Origin of the sequence: Aquincola tertiaricarbonis (genome assembly GCF_023573145.1) — a bacterium.
Classification (GTDB): Bacteria; Pseudomonadota; Gammaproteobacteria; order Burkholderiales; family Burkholderiaceae_C; genus Aquincola; species Aquincola tertiaricarbonis_B.
The window spans coordinates 2,699,673-2,717,527 of record NZ_CP097635.1 but is presented as its reverse complement, the minus strand read 5'-3'; the positions used below and the strand labels follow the sequence as shown (position 1 = coordinate 2,717,527).

The following is a 17,855-nucleotide window of genomic DNA, read 5'->3' as shown; positions in this document are numbered from 1 at the left end:
GTGTCAACCGGTCTTGTGGCGCTGGTAAGCCGGCAGCAACATGCCCCGGGCGGCCTGCTCAGCCCGGAAACGCCAGCCGCTTTTCCAGCACTCGCTGCACCTGCTCGAACAGCAGGCTGAGCACCCAGTACACGCCCGCCGCCGCCAGGTACAGCGGAAACGGCTGGAAGGTGGTTGAGATCAGCTCCTTGGTGGCCAGCATCAGCTCGGTGACCGCGATCACCGACACCAGCGAGGTGTCCTTGATCAGGCTGATCAGCGAGTTGCTGAGGCTGGGCACCGCGGTGCGCAGCGCCTGCGGCGCCACCACGTAGCGCAGGGTCTGCACATGCGTCAGGCCCAGGCTGGTGCCGGCCAGCCACTGGCCCTGGCCGATGCCGCTGACCGCGCCGCGCAGGCTTTCACTCAGGTACGCCGCCACGTTGAGCGTGAGCGCCAGGATGCCCGCGGTGACCGGCGAGAACTCGATGCCGATGCTGGGCAACCCGTAGTACACGATGAACACCTGCACCAGCAGCGGCGTGCCGCGGAAGATGCTGACGTACAGCTGCGCCAGCTGTGCCAGCACCGGCAGCCGCAGCACGCGCAGCAGCGCCACCAGCGTGCCCAGCGCCAGCCCCAGCACCATGGCCGAGACCGCGAAGAACAGCGTGTAGCCGGTGGCGCGCAGCATCACCGGTGCGGCCAGCTGCAACAGCGGCAACAGGTCCATGGCTTACTTGGCGGCGGCCAGCGGCTTGCTCACGTCACGGGCAAACCACTTGGTCGAGATCTTCTCGAAGCTGCCGTCGGCTTTCAGGTCGGCCAGTGCCTTGTCGATCGCTTCCTGGAACTTGGGGTTGCCCTTGCGGAACGGAATGGCGTTGCTGGTGCTCGGGCCGATGGGCGCCCCGGCCTTCAGCGGCAGCTTGCTGGTCTGCGTCAGGTAGGGGATCAGCAGGCTGTCGTTCAGCGCGGCGTCGATGCGGCCGGTGGCCAGGTCCTGCAGGTACTCGGGCGCGCCGGGGTAGACCTTGACTTCGGCGCCTTCGATGCCGCGGGCCAGGTCGGCGTAGTTGCTGCCCTGCCCCACACCGATGCGCTTGCCCTTCAGGTCGGCCAGCGTGCCCATCGGCCGCGTCTCGTTGGCGCGGATGATGAGCTGTGCCGACGAGCTGACGTAGGGGCCGCTGAAGTCGAAGGTCTGGCGGCGCGCGTCGGTGGCCGCCACCTGGTTGACGATTACGTCGTACTTGCCCGCCTGCAGCCCGGCCAGGATGCCGCTCCACTCGGTGGTGGTGAACACCGGCTTGACGCCCAGCTTGCCGGCGATGGCGGCGGCGATCTCGACGTCGAAGCCGGTGAGCTGGCCCTGTGCGTCGCGGAAGTTGAAGGGAGGGTAGGTGCCCTCCACCGCCACGCGCAGCGTGCCGCGCTGCTTCACCTCGTCCAGCAGGTCGGTGGCGGCATGGGCGGTGCCGGCCAGCAGGGCCAGGCCCAGGGCGGCGCTTGCAAGCAGATGTGAACGACGGTTGTGCATGGTTGTTCTTCGTGAGCCAAAGGCGACATGTTGCCACCGCCACCCCGCCCCTGGCCGCCGTGGGCTTGCACCAACGGCACCCGCCGGGCAAGCCGGTCGGGGGCTATCGCCATCATCCAAACGGCCAATGGCTACCTACCCCCTGCCCACCGTAACCTTCAGGCCTACACAAACCGCCCGCAAGGAGATGCCCCGCATGAGCGCCGAAACCGAGATGAAGTGCCCCGTGGCCCACGGCAGCAGCAAGCCCAAGCAGACCCGCACCAACGCCCATTGGTGGCCCGACCAGCTGAACCTGGGCGTGCTGCACCAGCACAGCAAGCTGGGCGACCCGATGCTGGAAGACTTCGACTACCGCCAGGAATTCCAGAAGCTGGACCTGAAAGCGGTGATCGCCGACCTGCATGCCCTGATGACCGATTCGCAGGACTGGTGGCCGGCCGACTACGGCCACTACGGCCCCTTCTTCATCCGCATGGCCTGGCACTCGGCCGGCACCTACCGCATCTATGACGGTCGTGGCGGCGCCCGCTCGGGCGAGCAACGCTTCGCGCCGCTGAACAGCTGGCCCGACAACGGCAACCTGGACAAGGCCCGCCGCCTGCTGTGGCCCATCAAGCAGAAGTACGGTCGCCAGCTCTCCTGGGCCGACCTGATGATCCTGGCCGGCAACGTCGCGCTGGAGTCCATGGGCTTCAAGACCTTCGGCTTCGGCGGCGGCCGTGAAGACATCTGGGAACCGCTGCCCATCGACTGGGGCCCGGAATCCACCTGGCTGGGCGACGAGCGCTACAGCGGCGAACGTGAGCTGGCCAACCCGCTGGCCGCGGTGCAGATGGGCCTGATCTACGTCAACCCCGAGGGCCCCAACGGCAAGCCCGACCCGGTGGCCTCGGCCCGCGACATCCGCGAGACCTTCGCGCGCATGGCGATGGACGATGCCGAGACCGTGGCCCTGGTGGCCGGCGGCCACACCTTCGGCAAGTGCCACGGCGCCGGCCCGGCGCACCACGTGGGCGCGGAACCCGAAGGCGCCAACATCGAGGAGCTGGGCCTGGGCTGGAAGAGCGCGTATGAATCCGGCATCGGTGCCCATGCCATCACCAGCGGCCTGGAAGGCGCCTGGACCGCCACGCCCACGCAGTGGGACATGAGCTACCTGCAAACCCTCTTCGGCTTCGAGTGGGAACTGACCAAGAGCCCCGCCGGTGCGCACCAGTGGAAGCCCGTGGGCGACGCCGGCCGCAACGTGCCCGATGCCCACATCCCCGGCAAGCTGCACCAGCCGATGATGACCACCGCCGACCTGGCGCTGCGCTTCGACCCGGCCTACGAGAAGATCGCCCGCGACTACCTGGCCAACCCGCAGAAGTTTGCCGACGCCTTCGCCCGCGCCTGGTTCAAGCTCACCCACCGCGACATGGGACCCAAGGTGCGCTACCTGGGCCCGCTGGTGCCGCAGGAAGAACTGCTGTGGCAAGACCCGCTGCCCGCTGCCACCCATCCGCTGGTGGATGCGGCCGACGTGGCGCAGCTGAAGCAGCGCGTCCTGGCCAGCGGCCTGACGACGGCGCAGCTGGTGAAGGCGGCCTGGGCCAGCGCCAGCACCTTCCGCGGCAGCGACCTGCGCGGCGGTGCCAACGGTGCCCGCGTGCGGCTGGCGCCGCAGAAGGACTGGGAAGCCAACGACCCGGCCGAGCTGGCCCAGGTCATCGCCAAGCTGGAAGCCATCCAGGCCGAGTTCAACGGCAAAGCCGCCGGTGGCAAGCAGGTGTCGCTGGCCGACCTGATCGTGCTGGCCGGTGGCGCCGCCATCGAAGCGGCCGCGCAGCAGGCCGGCCACACGGTGCAGGTGCCCTTCACCCCCGGCCGCACCGACGCCACGCTGGAACAGACCGACGTGCAATCGTTCAAGGTGCTGGAACCGGCGGTGGATGGCTTTCGCAACTACATCGGCAAGGCGGCGCCGGCCAACGTGGCCAACGCCATCATCGACAAGGCCAACCTGCTGATGCTGACCGCGCCCGAGATGACCGCGCTGGTGGGCGGCCTGCGCGCCCTGGGCGCCAACAGCGGCAACACGGCGCATGGCGTGCTGACCACCCGCCCCGGCACGCTGAGCCCCGACTTCTTCCGGAACCTGCTGGACATGCGCACGGCCTGGAAGCCGGTGGAAGGCCAGAAGAACGTGTTCGAAGGCACCGACCGCAAGACCGGCGAACGCCGCTGGACGGCCACGCTGGCCGACCTGATCTTCGGCAGCAACGCGCAGCTGCGCGCCCTGGCCGAGGTGTACGCCGCCGCCGACGGTGATGCCCATTTCGTGCGCGACTTCGTGCAGGCCTGGACCAAGGTGATGAACCTGGACCGGTTCGACGTGCAGGGCCGCAGCGCGGCATGACCGGCATGGGGGGTGACCCGCAGATCGAAGAGACGATCTTCCGTCTGCTGGCTGCCCGTCAGCCGGGCAAGACGATCTGCCCCTCCGAAGTGGCCCGCGCGCTGGTGGCCGAAGAAGCCGGCTGGCGCGCGCTGATGCCCGAGGTGCGCCGCGTGGCGCAGGGCCTGGCCGACGCCGGGCGGCTGCGGGTGACGCGCGGTGGGGTGGATGTGGATGTGCTGAAGGAGGGGGGTGCGGTGAGGTTGGGCCGCAACTTCTCGTGATCACTTGGCTTTTGCATCTCCCGCAGAAGGTGCCGAAGCGGCCGAAGCTGTCGGAGCGGGCGAGGAGGCGGAGGCGGCGGTGGCCCCGGCCAGCAGCACCACCTCCCGGCGCGCAGTGCCCTTCGAATTGGAGAAGACCACACGCACCTGCTGGCGCTTCATGTCCGGGCCTACGGTAAGGTCTGCGCGGAACAAGCCTGCCGTCGAGCCTTCGACGCCATTGAACGAGAACTTGATGCCCGACTTTTCGTCGGTCGGCCCGTTCATGAACGCCGACGGATTCCCCTTGTCGCGCTGGCTGACGAAGAACGACACCGTGTCCCCCGGGCGGGCATAAAAAGGCTCGCTGGGCGTGACCCTCAGCGCGGCCAGTTCATTGCACTCCGGGGTATCGCCGACCTGTCGAACGGCTCGACGGAAATTGAGCAAGGCCTGCGCCACCGGTCGGCGGTCCGCGAAAAGCTCTTCGGTCTCGGCAGCCAACGACGCGGCGCATCCGATCTCGTTATTGCTGCAGGCCGCCTGTTCCCAAAGCGCCTGCGTCTTCATCTTCGTCATCGCAGCCTGCAGCCGGTCGATCTCTTCCTGCTTCTTCTTCAGGAGTTCAGCTTGATCCGCCTTCGCCTTTCGTTCCGCCATGGCCTTGAGCGCAGCATCCAAAGCATCCCGGATTGCTTGCAACTCGGCAGCCGTGGCGGCGTCTGCAACGACTTCGGCCGGCAACGCTTTGGACTTCACCGGCCCCGTTCCGGCCGGCTTCTTCTTCACGACGGATGGTGTACCCGCCTGGGCCACCGGTGCCTGGGCCAGCAGCACATCCACCGCGGTGCTCATGGGACCGGCCAACCGGATCGAAGGCATCGACGCAGGCCACAGCCAGAATTCGGCGGCGCTTTGCGCTGATGCAGTCGCGATATCGGCCTGATCGGCTTCGGTGCCACCGCCCAGCCCTCTCACCGTGCCCAGCAGGTCATCGGCCTTGGTCAACGCATCCGCCGCACCGGCCACATCGCGTTGAGTGGATTGCACCTGACCGTTGACGGCCGACACCACCAATCCCACACGCTTGGTCAGCTCGGCGCCCACATGGTCCACCGAGTGCAGCAGCGCCCGCCCCTCCGCCAACGAAGTGCGGGCATACGACAACGCCTTGCGGGTGGCCTTGATCTGGCCGTGCAGGTAGGCCTGCTTCTTCGCAACGTCGGCATCGCCTTCCGCAAAGGCATCGGCACGCAAAGCATCCTGCGCCACGCGCTTATGCACGCGAAAGATGGTCTGCTCCAACCGGTTGAGTGAGGCCTCCAGCCAGTCGGCATCGCCGATGTCGTCGGTACGCACACGCACTGCCGGCGTGTAGGCGGCACCTGTGGGAGCCGGTGGCTGGCTGGACTGCCCGCCAGTACCGCTCTTCGGATCGAACTGCGTCATCAGCAAGGGAGAAGACTGCAGCATCAGGCAGGTCAACGCCTGGTAGCCCGCCACATAGGCGGCGTCCTGCTCGGGGTTGACGAAGACTTCGCGCAGCCCGTAGAGCGTCGCCAGCGTCGCACCCAGCCGCACGCCGCGGCGTGTGTTGGCCTCAGAGGCGCCACTGCCGGCGCCGTCAGGCTTGGTCGCGTTGTAGATCGTCCAGCCCGTGAGCGTGCCTGCCAGAACGGCCGTGCCATTGCGCAGGTAGGACGTGTACTTCAGGTTGTTGAAGTAGGTTTGCCGCATCGACTCGGCCACCCGCAGTCCCTCGTCTGCGCCGCCTGCGAGCCGGAACCGCGCCGGAGCTGCGTCCGGCGCAGCTGGCGGCGGAACCAGGCTGACATGGTCGTAGGGATTCATCATGCTGCAGCCGGTGACGGCCACCACGGCTGACGAGGTGGCTGCCATGACCATCCAATGGCTGCGCGAGCGCTGGCGACGACGAACCCTCATGACGTCCTCCTGCATGGGTCAACCCAGGTACTGGGCTTGTAGCGCCCGGCCCCTGGCTTGACATCCACACATCAGACGACGTCGGCCCTGCTCAACTGCACCCGTAGCTCGCACCCACCCCCACATCCCCACCCTGGTACGTGATCTTCTTGGGATACACGCACACCGGCATCGAGCGGGTGGTGCCGGCGCTGGTGGTGGTGCTCAGCAGCACCTGGTCGGGGGCGGTGCCTTTTTCCACCCAGTCGGTCAGCAGGCCGTACATCTGGCTGGCGGCCACGGCGGGGATGATGGCGTTGGGATTCGACGTGCCGTTGGGGGTGCCGTGGCCCTGGCCGGGCACCAGGTAGAGCCGGAAGAACGATTGCGCGTTGGCCATGCCGCCCATTGCGGCGGCCACGCGGTGGTAGTAGTTGATCGTGCCTTGCGGCGCGATCAGCTCGTCGGCCAGGCCATGCCAGGTCAGGATCTTGCCGCCGCGGTTTCTGTAGGCGCTCAGGTCCGGGTTGTCGGTGTTGATGTTGGCGAACTGGCTTTGCAGCGCCAGGCCGCGTTCATAGGCATTGTTCAGCTGCGCATAGCTCAGCTGCTTCCAGCCCGCTTGGCCATTGGCCTTGGCATTTAGGAAGCTGGTGCCCGCCAGCGTCGGGTCTTCCAGTTCCAGCGCCACCAGGTCCGAGGCGATGGTGAACTCGGTCTGCGCGCCGGCCAGCAGGCCCAGGTTGGTGCCGCGGGTCAGGCCCGTCCAGCGTTGCAGCCCGTTGCCCATCAAGGTGCTGGCGATGACCTGCTGCCAGCCGTTGTCGGTGGCCGGGTCGGGCACGCTGCCGTCGCTGGTCATGCCATACCAGATCTTGTTGAGCGCCTGCGCCTGCAGTCGGCTCACGCAGGCCGTGGTGGTGTTGCTGCCACCGTCGGCCGCGCACAGCACGGCCGCATCCTGCACGGGGTTGTAGCGGCAAGCCGCCGGGTCGATCAGGTAGCCCAGGTGCGTGCCGCCCACCGTGTCGCAGGCGCTGATGGCCGCGTTGGACACCAGGTCCACTTGCGCCTTGCTCAGCGGCGTGCCGCCCAGGTCGCGCTGGTAGACGATCTGCGGGTACAGCTCGCTGGTGATGAAGCGGGTCCAGTGGATGGCCGGGTAGTTGGCCACCATGCCGTCGTAGTGCTCGGGGTGGTTGAGCGCCAGGTTCAGGCCCTGGCGGCCCCCGGTGGAGCCCCCTTCCCAGTAGGCCCAGCGCGCCGGGCGGCCGTAGTAGGCCGCGGCCAGCGCCTTGGTCTTGACCGCCTGTTCATGGATGGCGCGGGTGGCGAAGTCGGTCCACAGCGTCTGGTTGATGCTGCCGTCCGGGTTCATCGCGAAGGCGCCGGTGCCCGTGACGGCATGGCCGGTGTCGGTGACGGAGGACACCGCGCCCTCCACCCCGGCGACGGCCGCCGCCGCGGTGCTGGCAATCGCCGTGGCCGAACCGGCCGGGCCGCCCTGCCAACCGCCGCCGCCCAGCGCATGGATGCGGTTGTTCCAGGCCGCCTTGGCAGGCAGCCACACCTCGATGCCAATGCCGGCCGAAGTGGACGGCGCACCGGCCGGCCCCGGGTTGCCCGGCCCCACGTTGAGCTTGACCATGCAGACGTCGGCCGCCGCGGTGGGCGTGTTGGCGCTGGCGCTGCCGCTGAGCAGCAACGCATCACCCTTGCTGAATGCCTTGACCGCGACCACCGAGGTCTGCGCATCGGGCTGGAAGGCGGTGGCCAGGCTGCTGTCGCAGGCCAGTGCGGCGCGGTCGTCGTCGTTGCTGCCGCAAGCGGCCAGCAGCACCGTGGCCGCCAGGCCCAGACCGGCGGCCAGGCGCCGGCCTTGCATCGGGTTCATCATCCTTGTCTCCTCATGATGTAGCACTAAAGTGCACTTGCGCCCCACAGCGGCTGGGCAAGTGGAGCGACGATAGAAACGAGAGACGCCCAGGTCTACCAGGAACCTGCGCTGGTTTGTCATCGCCCTGCGCTTGTCCGTCGGGGTTTGCCCGCGCTGATGGCGCACGGAACCAAGCAATAAACTGCATGCCAAATGGCCTCGCCCGATCTGCTTCCAGCGCCCTCGGCCGGCACCCGGCGCGCAACCGCGTGGGGCAGCTGCGTGGGCGTGAGCGGCACCGACGCTGACCAGGTGATGCTGCCCCTGCTGTCGGCGCCGCCCGCCTGGACGGGCCTGCCGATGACACTGCAGCTGCTGCCCGGCGATGCGGTGGTGGCCCAGATGCAGATGTGCCATCCGTCGCTGGCGGTGGCCCGCTCGGGCCGCGGCAAACGCTGCTACACCACCGGCCGCCGGGCCCTCGACCTGGACGCTTCACCCGGCATGTTCGAGCTCTATGGCGCCGGCTTCTGCGTGGACGAAGCGCGCTGGCAGGGCCAGCGCGGCGAGGTGGTGGCGCTGCAGCTGCCGGCCGCCCAGGTAGGCGCGCTGCTGCAGGGCGATGGCGCGGTGCTGGCACTGCCCACGCGGCATGAGCTGTTCGATGCGCGGGTGACCGACCTCGTGCTGCAGCTGTGGGACGAAGCCAGCCAGGGCGGCCCGCATGGCCGGCTGTATGCACAAGGCCTGTCGCTGGCGCTGCTGGGCTGGCTGACGAGCGAACACGGCGCCCATGCCGGCCCGCCCGAGCGTGCACAGGCCCGGCTGTCGCCGGTGCAATGCAGTCGGCTGCGCGAGCACATCGACGAACATCTGGCCGACGACCTGTCGGTGGACGAACTGGCCGCGCTGGCCGGCCTGAGCGCGGCGCACTTCGCGCGTGCCTTCAAGCGCAGCTTCGAGCGATCGCCCCATGCCTACGTGACCGAGCGGCGCATCCAGGTGGCCTGCCAGCTGCTGCGCGCCGCCCCGCGCACGCCGCTGGCCCAACTGGCGAACCAGCTGGGCTTTGCCAGCCAGTCGCACTTCACCCAGGCGTTCCGGCGGGTGACGGGTATGACGCCGGGGCGGTGGCGAGTGGGGTGAAGGGCTGAGGCGGAGCGTGCGGGTCAGCGAGTTGGACGCTACTCCCAGCGTGCACCCGGCGGAAGATGGCGTTCCAATTCCATCACGTCATGCAAGACGCGACCCACCACCAGCAAGTCGGGCTCCACCCGATACACGAGGAAGTGCCTGGGTCGTCGCACCCGCTGCGGCGAAGGGTCCACATGATCACGACTCAGGCGCAGGTGCCAGGTCCGCACGCCTCGACCCAGTTCAGGTCGTTCGACGCTGCCCAACCGCTGCGGATCGGTCGACAGATCTCGCAGGGCAGCAATGATGAGGCGCTGGTAACGCAGCCGCGCTGGCTCGCCAAAGTGCTCATGGGTCCATGCAAGGATCTGCTCAATGTCCGCCTGAGCCGTATCGGACAAGCGATAGCGGATCATGCGCCGGAGGTACTGCCCTTGGCCGCAGCTCGGCGACCCAGCTGCCCGATGAAGTCCTCGAGCTGGTCGTCTTCCACGTCCGCAAAGCGTCCAGCCGACAGGTCTGCCCAGCCCTTGCGGGCCGCCTGTTTCAAAGCGGTCAGCTTGGCCTCCTGGGCGCGCTCACGATCTTCGATCAGCCGGAGACCCTCGCGAAGCACCTCGCTGGCGTTCTGGTAACGACCCGACTGCACCAGACCTTCCACCAGCGCATGCTGGTGATCGCTCAAAACGACGTTGCGTGTGGGCATGGGGCACTCCTGCGCTATGGATGAGGGACTTGTTGGCAGAGTATGCCAACACTCAGCATGCGGCTTGCTCTTTGTCCATCGAGGTGGCCAGCGCTTGCATCGCGTCACCCGGCTGAGCAGACAGCCGCCAGCAGCCCGGCAGTCCGAACGAAGTCGTCTCTCGCACCGCGATGCCCGCTTCACGCAGCGCCGCGGCCTTCAGGCCCTCCGGTGGGCGGGCGACGAAGAAGGGCGTCACGCTGGGTTGCAGCTCGAAGCAACGCTGGTCCAACAGCTCGACCAGCTCCGCCTTCCAGCCCCGCAGCACCACCAGCGATTCACGCAGCCACTGCTGCGTGCCCTCCTGCGTCCAGCTCTGCAGCATCGCCACGCCCTGCGCCGACAGCAGCCAGGAAGCCTCGGCCGCCTGCAGCGCCTGGCACCAGGCGGCCACGTCCCAGGCCAGGCCGGAGGCGGCATCGGGCGCCACCACATAGGCGCCGCGCACGCCGCACAGGCCCAGGGCCTTGTTGGGGCTGTGCATCACGAACACTTGGTCGCGTTGTACCGCCGTCCACGCGCCCTGCCCTTGCAGGCGCAGCGGCGCGTACACCGCGTCCAGCACGGTGGGGCGGTCGCCGGGGTCGGCGGGCGGTGGCGCATCCTGGCCCAGCGGGCTGCTGGGCTCGGCCTGCCAGCGTAGCGTGGCGCGGGGGTCGTCGGCCGTCACCACCTCGCGGCCCCAGGCCTGCGCGGCGGCGCGGTAGTCGCCATAGGCCAGCGCCGGCACGTCCACCGGGCCGGGCTGCAGCCGGGCGCCGACGGCGGTGATGCGCTGGATGAACTCACTGCCACTGGCGGCCAGCAAGATGCGCTGCGGCGCCACGCCATGAAAGGCCGCCAGCCGTGCCCGCAGCGCGGTGTAGCCGGGGTCGGGGTAGCGGCTGGCATCGGCGGCCTGCACGGCGGCCAGCGCCATCGGGCACGGGCCGGTGGCGTTGGCATTGGTCGAGAAGTCGAAGCGCGCCGGGCCGCGGGCGTCGGGGCCGCCGTGGGTGCGGGTCATGTCGTTGACGGCATCAATCTTCAATGCCGCGCTGCGCCGGCACACCGGCCTGGTGGTGGTGCTTGACCAGCGTCATCTCCGTCACCGTGTCGGCCAGGTCTATCAGCTCCTGCGGCGCGTCGCGGCCGGTGAGCACCACGTGCACATGGGGCGGGCGCTCACGCAGCGCCTGCAGCACCGGCTCCAGCGGCAGCCAGCCGTAGCGCAGCGGGTAGGTCACTTCGTCCAGCACCACCAGAAAGTGCTCGCCGGCGCGGATGGTGGCCTCAGCCCGGGCCCAACCATCACGCGCCAACTGGGCGCTGTGTTCCAAGTCCTTGCTCTTCCAGCTGAAGCCGTCGCCCAGGCCTTCGATGGGCACGCCCAGCTGCTCGAACACGCGGTGCTCGCCAAAGCGGGCCGAAGGCACCTTCATGAACTGGTAGATCTTCACCCGCTTGCCGCGGCCATGGGCGCGCAGCGCCAGACCGAAGGCCGCGGTGCTTTTGCCCTTGCCGTGGCCGGTGTGGATGAGCAGCAGGCCGCGGCGTTCGCCTTCGGGCTTGGGCGAGGCGCTGGTGGGGGGATTCACGATCTCCATCACGCACCCCCTGTTGGGGATTGCCCGGCCTGGTGGAACACCAGCGGCGCCACCGGCTGCCCGCCCACCAGGTGCCGCTCGATGATGCGGTCCATGTTGGCCGGCGTCACGTTGTAGTACCAGGTGCCGTCAGGCTGCACACACACGATGGGGCCGCCCTTGCAGGCCGCGAAGCAGCTGACGCGGCTGCGCTTGATGCGCAGCGCGCCTTCGTTCAGGCCCGCGGCCTTGAGCTTGTCGCCCAGGCTGTCGAACAGCGCCTGCGAGGCGCCGTCCTGCGAGCAGCGCGGGCCGGTGCACACCAGCAGGTGGCGGTGGTAGGCGCCGATCTTGGGCTTGGGCACCTCGGTGCCGGCCAGTTCCGGGGCCGTGGCGGTATCGGTCATGCTTCGGTGTCCTCGGTGTCCGCGGCCGGGCCGTCTTCGGTGTCGGCCAGCGTGGCCGCAATGTAGTCGGCCGGCAAGTTGTATAGGCAAGCCAGGTCGTTGACGGTGTGGCCCTGGGCGGCCTGCTCGCGCAACGCTGCCAGCCAGCCCAGCAGGCCGGTGCTCAAGGATCGGCCGGGCTTTTCGCCTTCACGCGTTTCGTGCTCGGCGTCGTACTTGTTGGCATAACCGCGCGGCGTCACCATCAGCCCGTCGCGCACGAAGGTGGCGCTGTTGCCGATGAGCACCGTGCTCAGCATGCCGATGTCGGCCTCGATCAGCCGATCGAGTGTGGTGTGGTGGATGGTCTGGCGGCGGCGGTAGGCGCTCTTGACCACCACGGCCGGTGTGTCGGGCCGGCGGTGGCGCAAAAAGATGCGTTGCGCCTCCACGATCTGCCGCGTGCGGCGGCCGCTCTTGGGGTTGTACAGCGCCACCACGAAGTCGGCCGCGGCAGCGGCGTCCAGCCGGCGGGCGATCACCGGCCAGGGGGTCAGCAGGTCGCTGAGCGAGATGGCGCAGAAGTCGTGCGTCAGCGGCGCACCCACCAGCGCGGCGCAGGCATTCAAGGCAGAGGCACCGGGCACGATCTCCACCGCCACCGGGTCGTCGGGCGTCCAGCCGGCCTGGAACAGCACCTCGTAGGTGGGGCCGGCCATGCCGTACACGCCGGCATCGCCGCTGGAGATCAAGGCCACCTTCTTGCCGGCGCGGGCGGCTTCCAGCGCACTCACGGCGCGGTCTAGCTCTTCGGTCATGCCCTTGCGCACCACCTCCTTGCCTTCGATCAGGTCGGCCACCAGCTTGATGTAGGTGACGTAGCCCACCACCACGTCGGCTTCGGCGATGGCGGCGCGAGCGCGGGCGGTCATGTGGTCCACATGGCCGGGGCCGATGCCCACCAGCATGATCTTGCCGGCGGTGGTGGGGTCCGGAATGGGCGTGGCTTCAGCGTTCATGGTCGGGGTGCCAAGGCGGCGATGGAGACGGTGGCATGGCGCCCGTCGGCGCCACGCAGCTTGTGTTTTTCAACCAGCAGGCGCGCGCCTGCGCCGCCAGCGGCCAGCAGGGCCGCGGCCTCGCTGACCGAGGGCGTGCCGGTGTGGCGGCGCACCACTTCAGAAGGGTTGGGCACCGGCACCTCGGCCAGCTCGGCCGGGGCGTAGAAGTGGATGCGCCAGCCCTGCTGAGCGGCCAGCGCCAGCAGCCCGGGCTCGTCGGCCTTGAGGGTGATGCTGGCCGCGCCGGCCACGTCGGCCGGCCGTGCGCCGGCCTGCTGCAGCGCCTCGGCCAGCGCCTGCGCCAGCGTGGGCAGCGGCGTGCCGCGGTCGCAGCCCAGGCCCACGGCCACGGGTCTGCTCATGCCTGCGCTTCCTGCGGCGGCCGGTACACCACCAGCGCTTCGTGCAGTTGCTGCCACAGCGCGGGCGGCACCGGGCGGTGTGTGACCCACAGCACCGCCGAATGCTGCGCCAGGTCCACGTCTTCCAGCCGCTCGAAACGGCGAATGTTGGCCGGCAGCGGCGTCGGCCGTGTCCACCAATGCGGGCTGCCCGCTTCCTGCACGAAGGCGATGGGATTGCCGTTGACCACATGGGCCGAGACGCGGGTGATGTTGAGCTTGGGCGCTTCCACCGTCCAGCCCAGTTCACGGCCCAGGATGTCCACCGGAATCGTGCGGCCGACGTCGGAAGCGGTGGTGAGCACCGGCGTGGCGCCCAGCAGCACGGCCACCTGCTCGGCCATGGCATTGGCGCCGCCCACATGGCCCGACAGCACCGGGATGACGAAGGCGGCCGCATCGTCCACCACCAGCACGCCGGGGTCTTCGTCCTTGTTCTTAAGGTGCGGCGCGATCAGCCGCACCACCGCGCCCAGCGAGACGAAGAACACGATCTGGTCGTAGCGGGCGAACAGGCCGCCAATCTCGTCCTTGAACGCGCCCTCATAGGCATGCACCGGCTGCGGCAGGCCGGTCAGCGCCTCGGCGAACTTGGCCGATACGCAGACCTCGGCGCTGGGCAGTGCCTCGGCCAGGCGTCTTGCCAGACCCGCGCCGTGGCGTGTGATGGCCACCAGCACCACGCGGGGCGGCCGGGCTTGCGGTGTGTCCACACCCGTCATGCAACATCCTTCTTCAAGCAGCCGCGTATGCGCTCACCACGCACCCGCAGCGGGTTCTTCACGATCAACAAAGAGAGGTAGCTCACCTTCTGGCCGCGCAGCGCCAGCATGGCTGGGCCGCGCAGGTGGCGCTCGTCCGGCGCGCCCACCCGTTCCACGAAGGCGGCGCCGGCCAGCAGCTCGCGCTGCTGCAGCCAGTCCAGCAGCGGCTCCATCAAGGGCTTGACCTTGAGCAGCACCAGCGTGTCGAAGTCCGGCAGCAGCCGGTCCAGCATGGCCACGCCATAAGCCGCCGGCACCACGGCCACGGTGTCGTCCTGCTCGGCCAGCGGCTGGTTCAGGCCCGCGCTGGCGGCGGTGAAGGCCTGCACGCCAGGCACTATCTCGGTGGCGATGCGCGCATCCATGGCCTGCACCGTGCGCGCCAGATGGCCGAAGGTGGCATAGGTGCCCGCATCCCCTTCGACCAGAAAGAGCACATCGCGCCCCGCCTGCAGCCAGGGCAGCACCGCATCGGCGGCGCGGTGCCAGGCCCGCACCAGCTTCTCTTCGTCGTGCGTCATCGGAAACAGCAGGCACTGGTGCTCGGCCGGCGGCTGCAGCCCGGCCCGCTCGACGATGCCGAAGGCATAGCTGGGCGTGCGGGTGCTGCGGGCCGGGTACACCCACACCGCATCGGGCCGCTGCAGCAGCGCCCAGGCGCGGCGGGTGATCAGCCCGGGGTCGCCGGGGCCCAGGCTGACGCCGATCAGGCGGCCGCGGGTGACCATGGCTTCAGACATCGGCCACCGCCTTTTCTGCGCACACGATCCACACCGGGTTCTCGGCGGCCAGGCGGTGCATCGCCAGGATGGGCTTGCTGCGCGCGGCCTGCAGTTGCAGCACGTCCCATGTGGTGCCCCAGTTGGCGCCGGCCTGCGTCAGGGCCGCGGTGGCGGTGGCCAGGTTCTCGATGGTGACGAAGTTCATCACCAGCCGGCCGCCCGGCCGCAGCCGTTGCAGGCACAGCGTGATCAGCCCGGCCAGCTCACCGCCCGAGCCGCCGATGAACACCGCATCGGGGTCGGGCCAGGCGTCCAGCCCTTCGGGCGCGCGGCCCTGCACCAGCGTGTGGTTGGCCACGCCGAAGGCCGTGCGGTTGGTGGCGGCAATCGCCACATCCGCCTCGTTCTTCTCGATGGCCCACACATGCCCTTGCGGGCACAAGCGTGCGGCCTCCAGCCCCACCGAGCCGCTGCCGGCGCCGATGTCCCACACCCGGCTGTGCGCCTTGAGCTGCAGCCGCGCCAGCGACACCGCCCTCACCTCCTGCTTGGTGATCAGACCCTTGTCGGGCTGGCGCTGTTGGTAGGCCGCATCGGGCAGGCCGAACAGCACCGGCTGTGGCCTGGCCTGCAGCCGCCACAGCAGCACCACGTTGGGGTCGGCGAAGCTGCGCTGGGCGGCATCGGCCGGCATCAGCGTGCCGTGCACCTGTTCATCGGCACTGCACAGCCGCTCGGCCACCGCCATCTGGAACGCATCGCCCAGCCCTTCGGCCAACAGCAGGCGAGCGATGCGGTCGGGCGTGTTGTCGGGGCTGGTGAGCACGGCCAAGCGGTCGTGCGCGCGCAGCGCCTGGGCCAGCGCATACAGGCCATGGCCGGGCGCGGCGCCGGGCGTCCATTCGCCGGCATCGGCGGCATGCACCGAGAGGATCTTCATCTCCTGCCAGGCCAGGCCCAGCCGTGCGCAGGCCAGCTGCACCGTGCTCAGGTTGGGCAGCACCTCGATGGCCTCGATGCACAAATGGCTGGCCAGGTAGGCCGCAATGCCATGGCACAGCGGGTCGCCGGTGGCCAGCACCACCACCGGCAGCCGGTCGGCGCGGGCGGCGCGTATCCACTCGGGCACCTGGCTCAGGCGGCCGGTCAGGTCCAGGCGCTGGGCCTGGGGCGCGATGTCGTCGTCGAACAGAGCCAGCGTGCGGTGGCCGCCGATCACCACCCGCGCCTGGCGCAGGTGGGCCAGCGCGGTGGCGGTGAGGCTGGCGGCACCGTCGTCCAGCACGCCGATCACGCGGGCCGGGGAAGGATCTGAAGGGGTCGTCGTCATGAATGGGCCTCGGCGATCTTGTGGCCATCGAAATCGCACACCAGCACCTGCAGCTGGAAGCGCTGGCCGTAGCGGTCGGGCGCGGTCAGGGTGTTGACCACCTCCTGCGCCAGCGCGGTATGAAAGGCTTCCAGCAGTCCCAGCGCCTGCATGCGCTCGGCCGCGAAGCGGGCGGTCTCGGCGGCAGCAATCTCGGCGCAGTCGGCCGCCGGTGCGCCCACGCGGGCGGCCAGGCGGGCCAGCAGTTCGGTGTCCACCTCGGCACGGTTGGCGTGGGTGATGGTCTCGCCCTGGGCGATCTTGGTGAGCTTGCCCACCATGCCGCCGATGACCACCTGGGCGATGCCCTGGGCCACCGCCTCATCGAGCGCATAGCGCAGGAAGTCGCCCATCTGCACAAAGGCGGCGGGCGGCAGCTCGGGGTGTTCACGCATCGCGAACTGCTCGGTGCGGCCGCCGGTGGTGAGCACCACCACGCTGCGGCCGGTTTGCGCGGCCAGCGTGGCCGCCACCTGCACGCCCTGCACCACGCTGGCCCGGTAGGCCGAGGTGCTGTAGGGCTTGACGATGCCGGTGGTACCCAGGATGGAGATGCCGCCCAGGATGCCCAGCCGCGCATTCAGCGTCTTGCGCGCCATCTCCACGCCCTGCGGCACCGAGATGCACACTTCCAGCCCGTCGTGCAACAGCAGTTCTTCAGCCACCGCGCGCACGTTCTCTTCGATGTTGCGGCGGGGCACCGGGTTGATGGCGGGGCCGCCCACGGCCAGCCCCAGGCCGGCCATGGTGACGGTGCCCACGCCCGGCCCGCCGGTCAGCTGCACCACGCCGGCCTGGCCGGGCAGGCGGCGCAGGTCGGCCGTGAGGTGGGCGCCGTCGGTGCAATCGGGGTCATCGCCCGCGAACTTCACCACCATGGCGTGGGCGCTGTGGGCATCGCAGCGGCCGTCGTGCACCTCGAAGCGCACGCTGTCGCCATTGGGCAGCAGGCAGTCGATGTGGGGCGGCACGGCACCTTCCACCAGCCCGATGGCCGCCGCCCGCGCCGCCGCAGCCGAGCACGCACCGGTGGTGAAACCGGTGCGGGTGCCGCGGGGCTTGGCGCCTTCTTTCATCCGCGTGCTTCGGCCTCGGCCAGCGACAACAGCGCATGCAGCGCCGCCACCACCAGCGTGGAGCCGCCCTTGCGGCCGCGGATCACGATCCAGGGCACCTCGGCCAGCTCGGCCAGCGCATCCTTCGATTCCGCGGCCGACACGAAGCCCACCGGCATGCCCACCACCAGCGCGGGGCGCACGCCTTCTTCACGCACCAGGCGCACCAGCTCCAGCAGCGCGGTGGGGGCGTTGCCGATGCCGACGATGCCGCCTTCCAGCAGCCCCAGCCGCCCCGCCTTGCGCATGGCCTGCACCGCGCGGGTGCTGTTCTCGGCCCGGGCCTGGGCGATGACGTCGTCGTCGCTGATGAACTGGTGCGCCGCCATGCCGAAGTGGGCCAGCCGCGGCTTGCTGAGGCCGGAGCAGATCATCTCCACATCGGCCACCACCGGCGTGCCGCCGCGGCAGATGGCGGCGATGCCGGCCGCCACCGCCTGCGGGTGGAAGTCGGTAAGGCCGTTGAAGTCGAAGTCGGCGTTGGCATGGATCATCCGCCGCACCACCGGCCACTGGGCACTTGTATAGGCATGCGGGCCCACCTCGGCATCGATGATGGCGAAGCTGTCGTGCTCGATGGCCTGGCCGGCCGGCGTGAGCTGCTCGGTGACGGTGTTGACGGTGCTCATCGG

Annotated in this window: 19 protein-coding genes; 3 read left to right on the top strand and 16 right to left on the bottom strand. The window is 69.4% G+C overall.

Features of this window, described 5'->3' with window-relative positions; genetic code table 11:
* Nucleotides 1-58: 58 nt before the first annotated feature.
* Nucleotides 59-712, bottom strand: coding sequence for an amino acid ABC transporter permease (locus MW290_RS12500; RefSeq protein ID WP_250194978.1), 654 nt, complete (start codon nt 710-712; stop codon nt 59-61).
* Between the two features lie 3 nt (nt 713-715).
* Nucleotides 716-1,519, bottom strand: a complete 804-nt coding sequence (locus MW290_RS12495) for a transporter substrate-binding domain-containing protein (protein WP_250194977.1) — start codon at nt 1,517-1,519, stop codon at nt 716-718.
* 196 nt (nt 1,520-1,715) lie between these two features.
* On the opposite strand from MW290_RS12495, the gene katG reads away from it, so the two are divergent.
* Nucleotides 1,716-3,920, top strand: a complete 2,205-nt coding sequence (gene katG / locus MW290_RS12490) for a catalase/peroxidase HPI (protein WP_375142757.1) — start codon at nt 1,716-1,718, stop codon at nt 3,918-3,920.
* Nucleotides 3,917-4,183 (top strand): DUF3253 domain-containing protein, encoded by a 267-nt coding sequence (locus MW290_RS12485; RefSeq protein ID WP_250194976.1) that lies wholly within the window; start codon nt 3,917-3,919, stop codon nt 4,181-4,183. Before katG ends, MW290_RS12485 begins: the two co-directional genes overlap by 4 nt.
* On the opposite strand, the gene MW290_RS12480 is transcribed toward MW290_RS12485, so the two are convergent.
* Together MW290_RS12480 and MW290_RS12475 are read right to left on the bottom strand one after the other, a co-directional pair.
* Nucleotides 4,184-6,106 carry a hypothetical protein gene (locus tag MW290_RS12480; RefSeq protein ID WP_250194975.1) on the bottom strand — a complete coding sequence of 641 codons (1,923 nt, stop codon included), beginning with the start codon at nt 6,104-6,106 and terminating at the stop codon, nt 4,184-4,186.
* A 91-nt stretch (nt 6,107-6,197) separates the two neighbouring features.
* Nucleotides 6,198-7,979 (bottom strand): tannase/feruloyl esterase family alpha/beta hydrolase, encoded by a 1,782-nt coding sequence (locus MW290_RS12475; RefSeq protein WP_250194974.1) that lies wholly within the window; start codon nt 7,977-7,979, stop codon nt 6,198-6,200.
* Between the two features lie 195 nt (nt 7,980-8,174).
* Between MW290_RS12475 and MW290_RS12470 the strand changes: the two genes are divergently transcribed.
* Entirely contained in the window at nt 8,175-9,107 is a 933-nt protein-coding gene (locus MW290_RS12470; protein ID WP_250194973.1) for an AraC family transcriptional regulator, read from the top strand.
* A 38-nt stretch (nt 9,108-9,145) separates the two neighbouring features.
* Here MW290_RS12470 and MW290_RS12465 read toward each other — a convergent pair whose 3' ends face one another.
* Genes MW290_RS12465 through MW290_RS12410 form a run of 12 tightly spaced genes read right to left on the bottom strand, consistent with a single transcriptional unit; the run spans nt 9,146 to nt 17,852 of the window.
* Nucleotides 9,146-9,511 carry a type II toxin-antitoxin system RelE/ParE family toxin gene (locus tag MW290_RS12465; protein ID WP_250194972.1) on the bottom strand — a complete coding sequence of 122 codons (366 nt, stop codon included), beginning with the start codon at nt 9,509-9,511 and terminating at the stop codon, nt 9,146-9,148.
* A complete protein-coding gene (locus tag MW290_RS12460) occupies nt 9,508-9,801 on the bottom strand; it encodes a type II toxin-antitoxin system ParD family antitoxin (protein ID WP_250194971.1) in 294 nt (97 codons plus the stop codon). Before MW290_RS12460 ends, MW290_RS12465 begins: the two co-directional genes overlap by 4 nt.
* A 52-nt stretch (nt 9,802-9,853) precedes the next feature.
* Nucleotides 9,854-10,846 (bottom strand): aminotransferase class I/II-fold pyridoxal phosphate-dependent enzyme, encoded by a 993-nt coding sequence (locus tag MW290_RS12455; protein WP_250194970.1) that lies wholly within the window; start codon nt 10,844-10,846, stop codon nt 9,854-9,856.
* 13 nt (nt 10,847-10,859) lie between these two features.
* Nucleotides 10,860-11,426, bottom strand: coding sequence for a cob(I)yrinic acid a,c-diamide adenosyltransferase (cobO, locus tag MW290_RS12450; protein ID WP_250194969.1), 567 nt, complete (start codon nt 11,424-11,426; stop codon nt 10,860-10,862).
* A complete protein-coding gene (locus MW290_RS12445) occupies nt 11,426-11,812 on the bottom strand; it encodes a (2Fe-2S) ferredoxin domain-containing protein (protein ID WP_250194968.1) in 387 nt (128 codons plus the stop codon). Before MW290_RS12445 ends, cobO begins: the two co-directional genes overlap by 1 nt.
* Nucleotides 11,809-12,810, bottom strand: coding sequence for a precorrin-3B C(17)-methyltransferase (gene cobJ, locus MW290_RS12440; RefSeq protein ID WP_250194967.1), 1,002 nt, complete (start codon nt 12,808-12,810; stop codon nt 11,809-11,811). The genes MW290_RS12445 and cobJ overlap by 4 nt, the downstream gene beginning before the upstream one ends.
* Entirely contained in the window at nt 12,807-13,214 is a 408-nt protein-coding gene (locus MW290_RS12435) for a cobalamin biosynthesis protein (RefSeq protein ID WP_250194966.1), read from the bottom strand. The genes cobJ and MW290_RS12435 overlap by 4 nt, the downstream gene beginning before the upstream one ends.
* Nucleotides 13,211-13,975 carry a cobalamin biosynthesis central domain-containing protein gene (locus MW290_RS12430; RefSeq protein ID WP_250194965.1) on the bottom strand — a complete coding sequence of 255 codons (765 nt, stop codon included), beginning with the start codon at nt 13,973-13,975 and terminating at the stop codon, nt 13,211-13,213. Before MW290_RS12430 ends, MW290_RS12435 begins: the two co-directional genes overlap by 4 nt.
* A complete protein-coding gene (cobI, locus tag MW290_RS12425) occupies nt 13,972-14,757 on the bottom strand; it encodes a precorrin-2 C(20)-methyltransferase (protein ID WP_250194964.1) in 786 nt (261 codons plus the stop codon). The genes MW290_RS12430 and cobI overlap by 4 nt, the downstream gene beginning before the upstream one ends.
* Entirely contained in the window at nt 14,750-16,069 is a 1,320-nt protein-coding gene (gene cbiE, locus MW290_RS12420) for a precorrin-6y C5,15-methyltransferase (decarboxylating) subunit CbiE (RefSeq protein ID WP_250194963.1), read from the bottom strand. The genes cobI and cbiE overlap by 8 nt, the downstream gene beginning before the upstream one ends.
* Nucleotides 16,066-17,184: a cobalt-precorrin-5B (C(1))-methyltransferase gene (locus tag MW290_RS12415; protein ID WP_250194962.1), complete on the bottom strand. Its 1,119-nt coding sequence runs from the start codon at nt 17,182-17,184 to the stop codon at nt 16,066-16,068. The genes cbiE and MW290_RS12415 overlap by 4 nt, the downstream gene beginning before the upstream one ends.
* Complete coding sequence (locus MW290_RS12410) at nt 17,181-17,852, bottom strand: precorrin-8X methylmutase (RefSeq protein WP_250194961.1); 672 nt, start codon at nt 17,850-17,852, stop codon at nt 17,181-17,183. Before MW290_RS12410 ends, MW290_RS12415 begins: the two co-directional genes overlap by 4 nt.
* Between the last annotated feature and the right edge of the window lie 3 nt (nt 17,853-17,855).

Coding starts and splice junctions, on each gene's coding strand:
- MW290_RS12455 (WP_250194970.1), bottom strand. CDS start 10,846: ATGACCCGCACCCACGGCGGCCCCGACGCCCGCGGCCCGGCGCGCTTC.
- katG (WP_375142757.1), top strand. CDS start 1,716: ATGAGCGCCGAAACCGAGATGAAGTGCCCCGTGGCCCACGGCAGCAGC.
- MW290_RS12495 (WP_250194977.1), bottom strand. CDS start 1,519: ATGCACAACCGTCGTTCACATCTGCTTGCAAGCGCCGCCCTGGGCCTG.
- MW290_RS12445 (WP_250194968.1), bottom strand. CDS start 11,812: ATGACCGATACCGCCACGGCCCCGGAACTGGCCGGCACCGAGGTGCCC.
- MW290_RS12470 (WP_250194973.1), top strand. CDS start 8,175: ATGGCCTCGCCCGATCTGCTTCCAGCGCCCTCGGCCGGCACCCGGCGC.
- MW290_RS12475 (WP_250194974.1), bottom strand. CDS start 7,979: ATGAACCCGATGCAAGGCCGGCGCCTGGCCGCCGGTCTGGGCCTGGCG.
- MW290_RS12415 (WP_250194962.1), bottom strand. CDS start 17,184: ATGAAAGAAGGCGCCAAGCCCCGCGGCACCCGCACCGGTTTCACCACC.
- cobI (WP_250194964.1), bottom strand. CDS start 14,757: ATGTCTGAAGCCATGGTCACCCGCGGCCGCCTGATCGGCGTCAGCCTG.
- MW290_RS12460 (WP_250194971.1), bottom strand. CDS start 9,801: ATGCCCACACGCAACGTCGTTTTGAGCGATCACCAGCATGCGCTGGTG.
- MW290_RS12485 (WP_250194976.1), top strand. CDS start 3,917: ATGACCGGCATGGGGGGTGACCCGCAGATCGAAGAGACGATCTTCCGT.
- MW290_RS12465 (WP_250194972.1), bottom strand. CDS start 9,511: ATGATCCGCTATCGCTTGTCCGATACGGCTCAGGCGGACATTGAGCAG.
- cbiE (WP_250194963.1), bottom strand. CDS start 16,069: ATGACGACGACCCCTTCAGATCCTTCCCCGGCCCGCGTGATCGGCGTG.
- MW290_RS12410 (WP_250194961.1), bottom strand. CDS start 17,852: ATGAGCACCGTCAACACCGTCACCGAGCAGCTCACGCCGGCCGGCCAG.
- MW290_RS12480 (WP_250194975.1), bottom strand. CDS start 6,106: ATGAGGGTTCGTCGTCGCCAGCGCTCGCGCAGCCATTGGATGGTCATG.
- cobO (WP_250194969.1), bottom strand. CDS start 11,426: ATGGAGATCGTGAATCCCCCCACCAGCGCCTCGCCCAAGCCCGAAGGC.
- MW290_RS12430 (WP_250194965.1), bottom strand. CDS start 13,975: ATGACGGGTGTGGACACACCGCAAGCCCGGCCGCCCCGCGTGGTGCTG.
- MW290_RS12435 (WP_250194966.1), bottom strand. CDS start 13,214: ATGAGCAGACCCGTGGCCGTGGGCCTGGGCTGCGACCGCGGCACGCCG.
- cobJ (WP_250194967.1), bottom strand. CDS start 12,810: ATGAACGCTGAAGCCACGCCCATTCCGGACCCCACCACCGCCGGCAAG.
- MW290_RS12500 (WP_250194978.1), bottom strand. CDS start 712: ATGGACCTGTTGCCGCTGTTGCAGCTGGCCGCACCGGTGATGCTGCGC.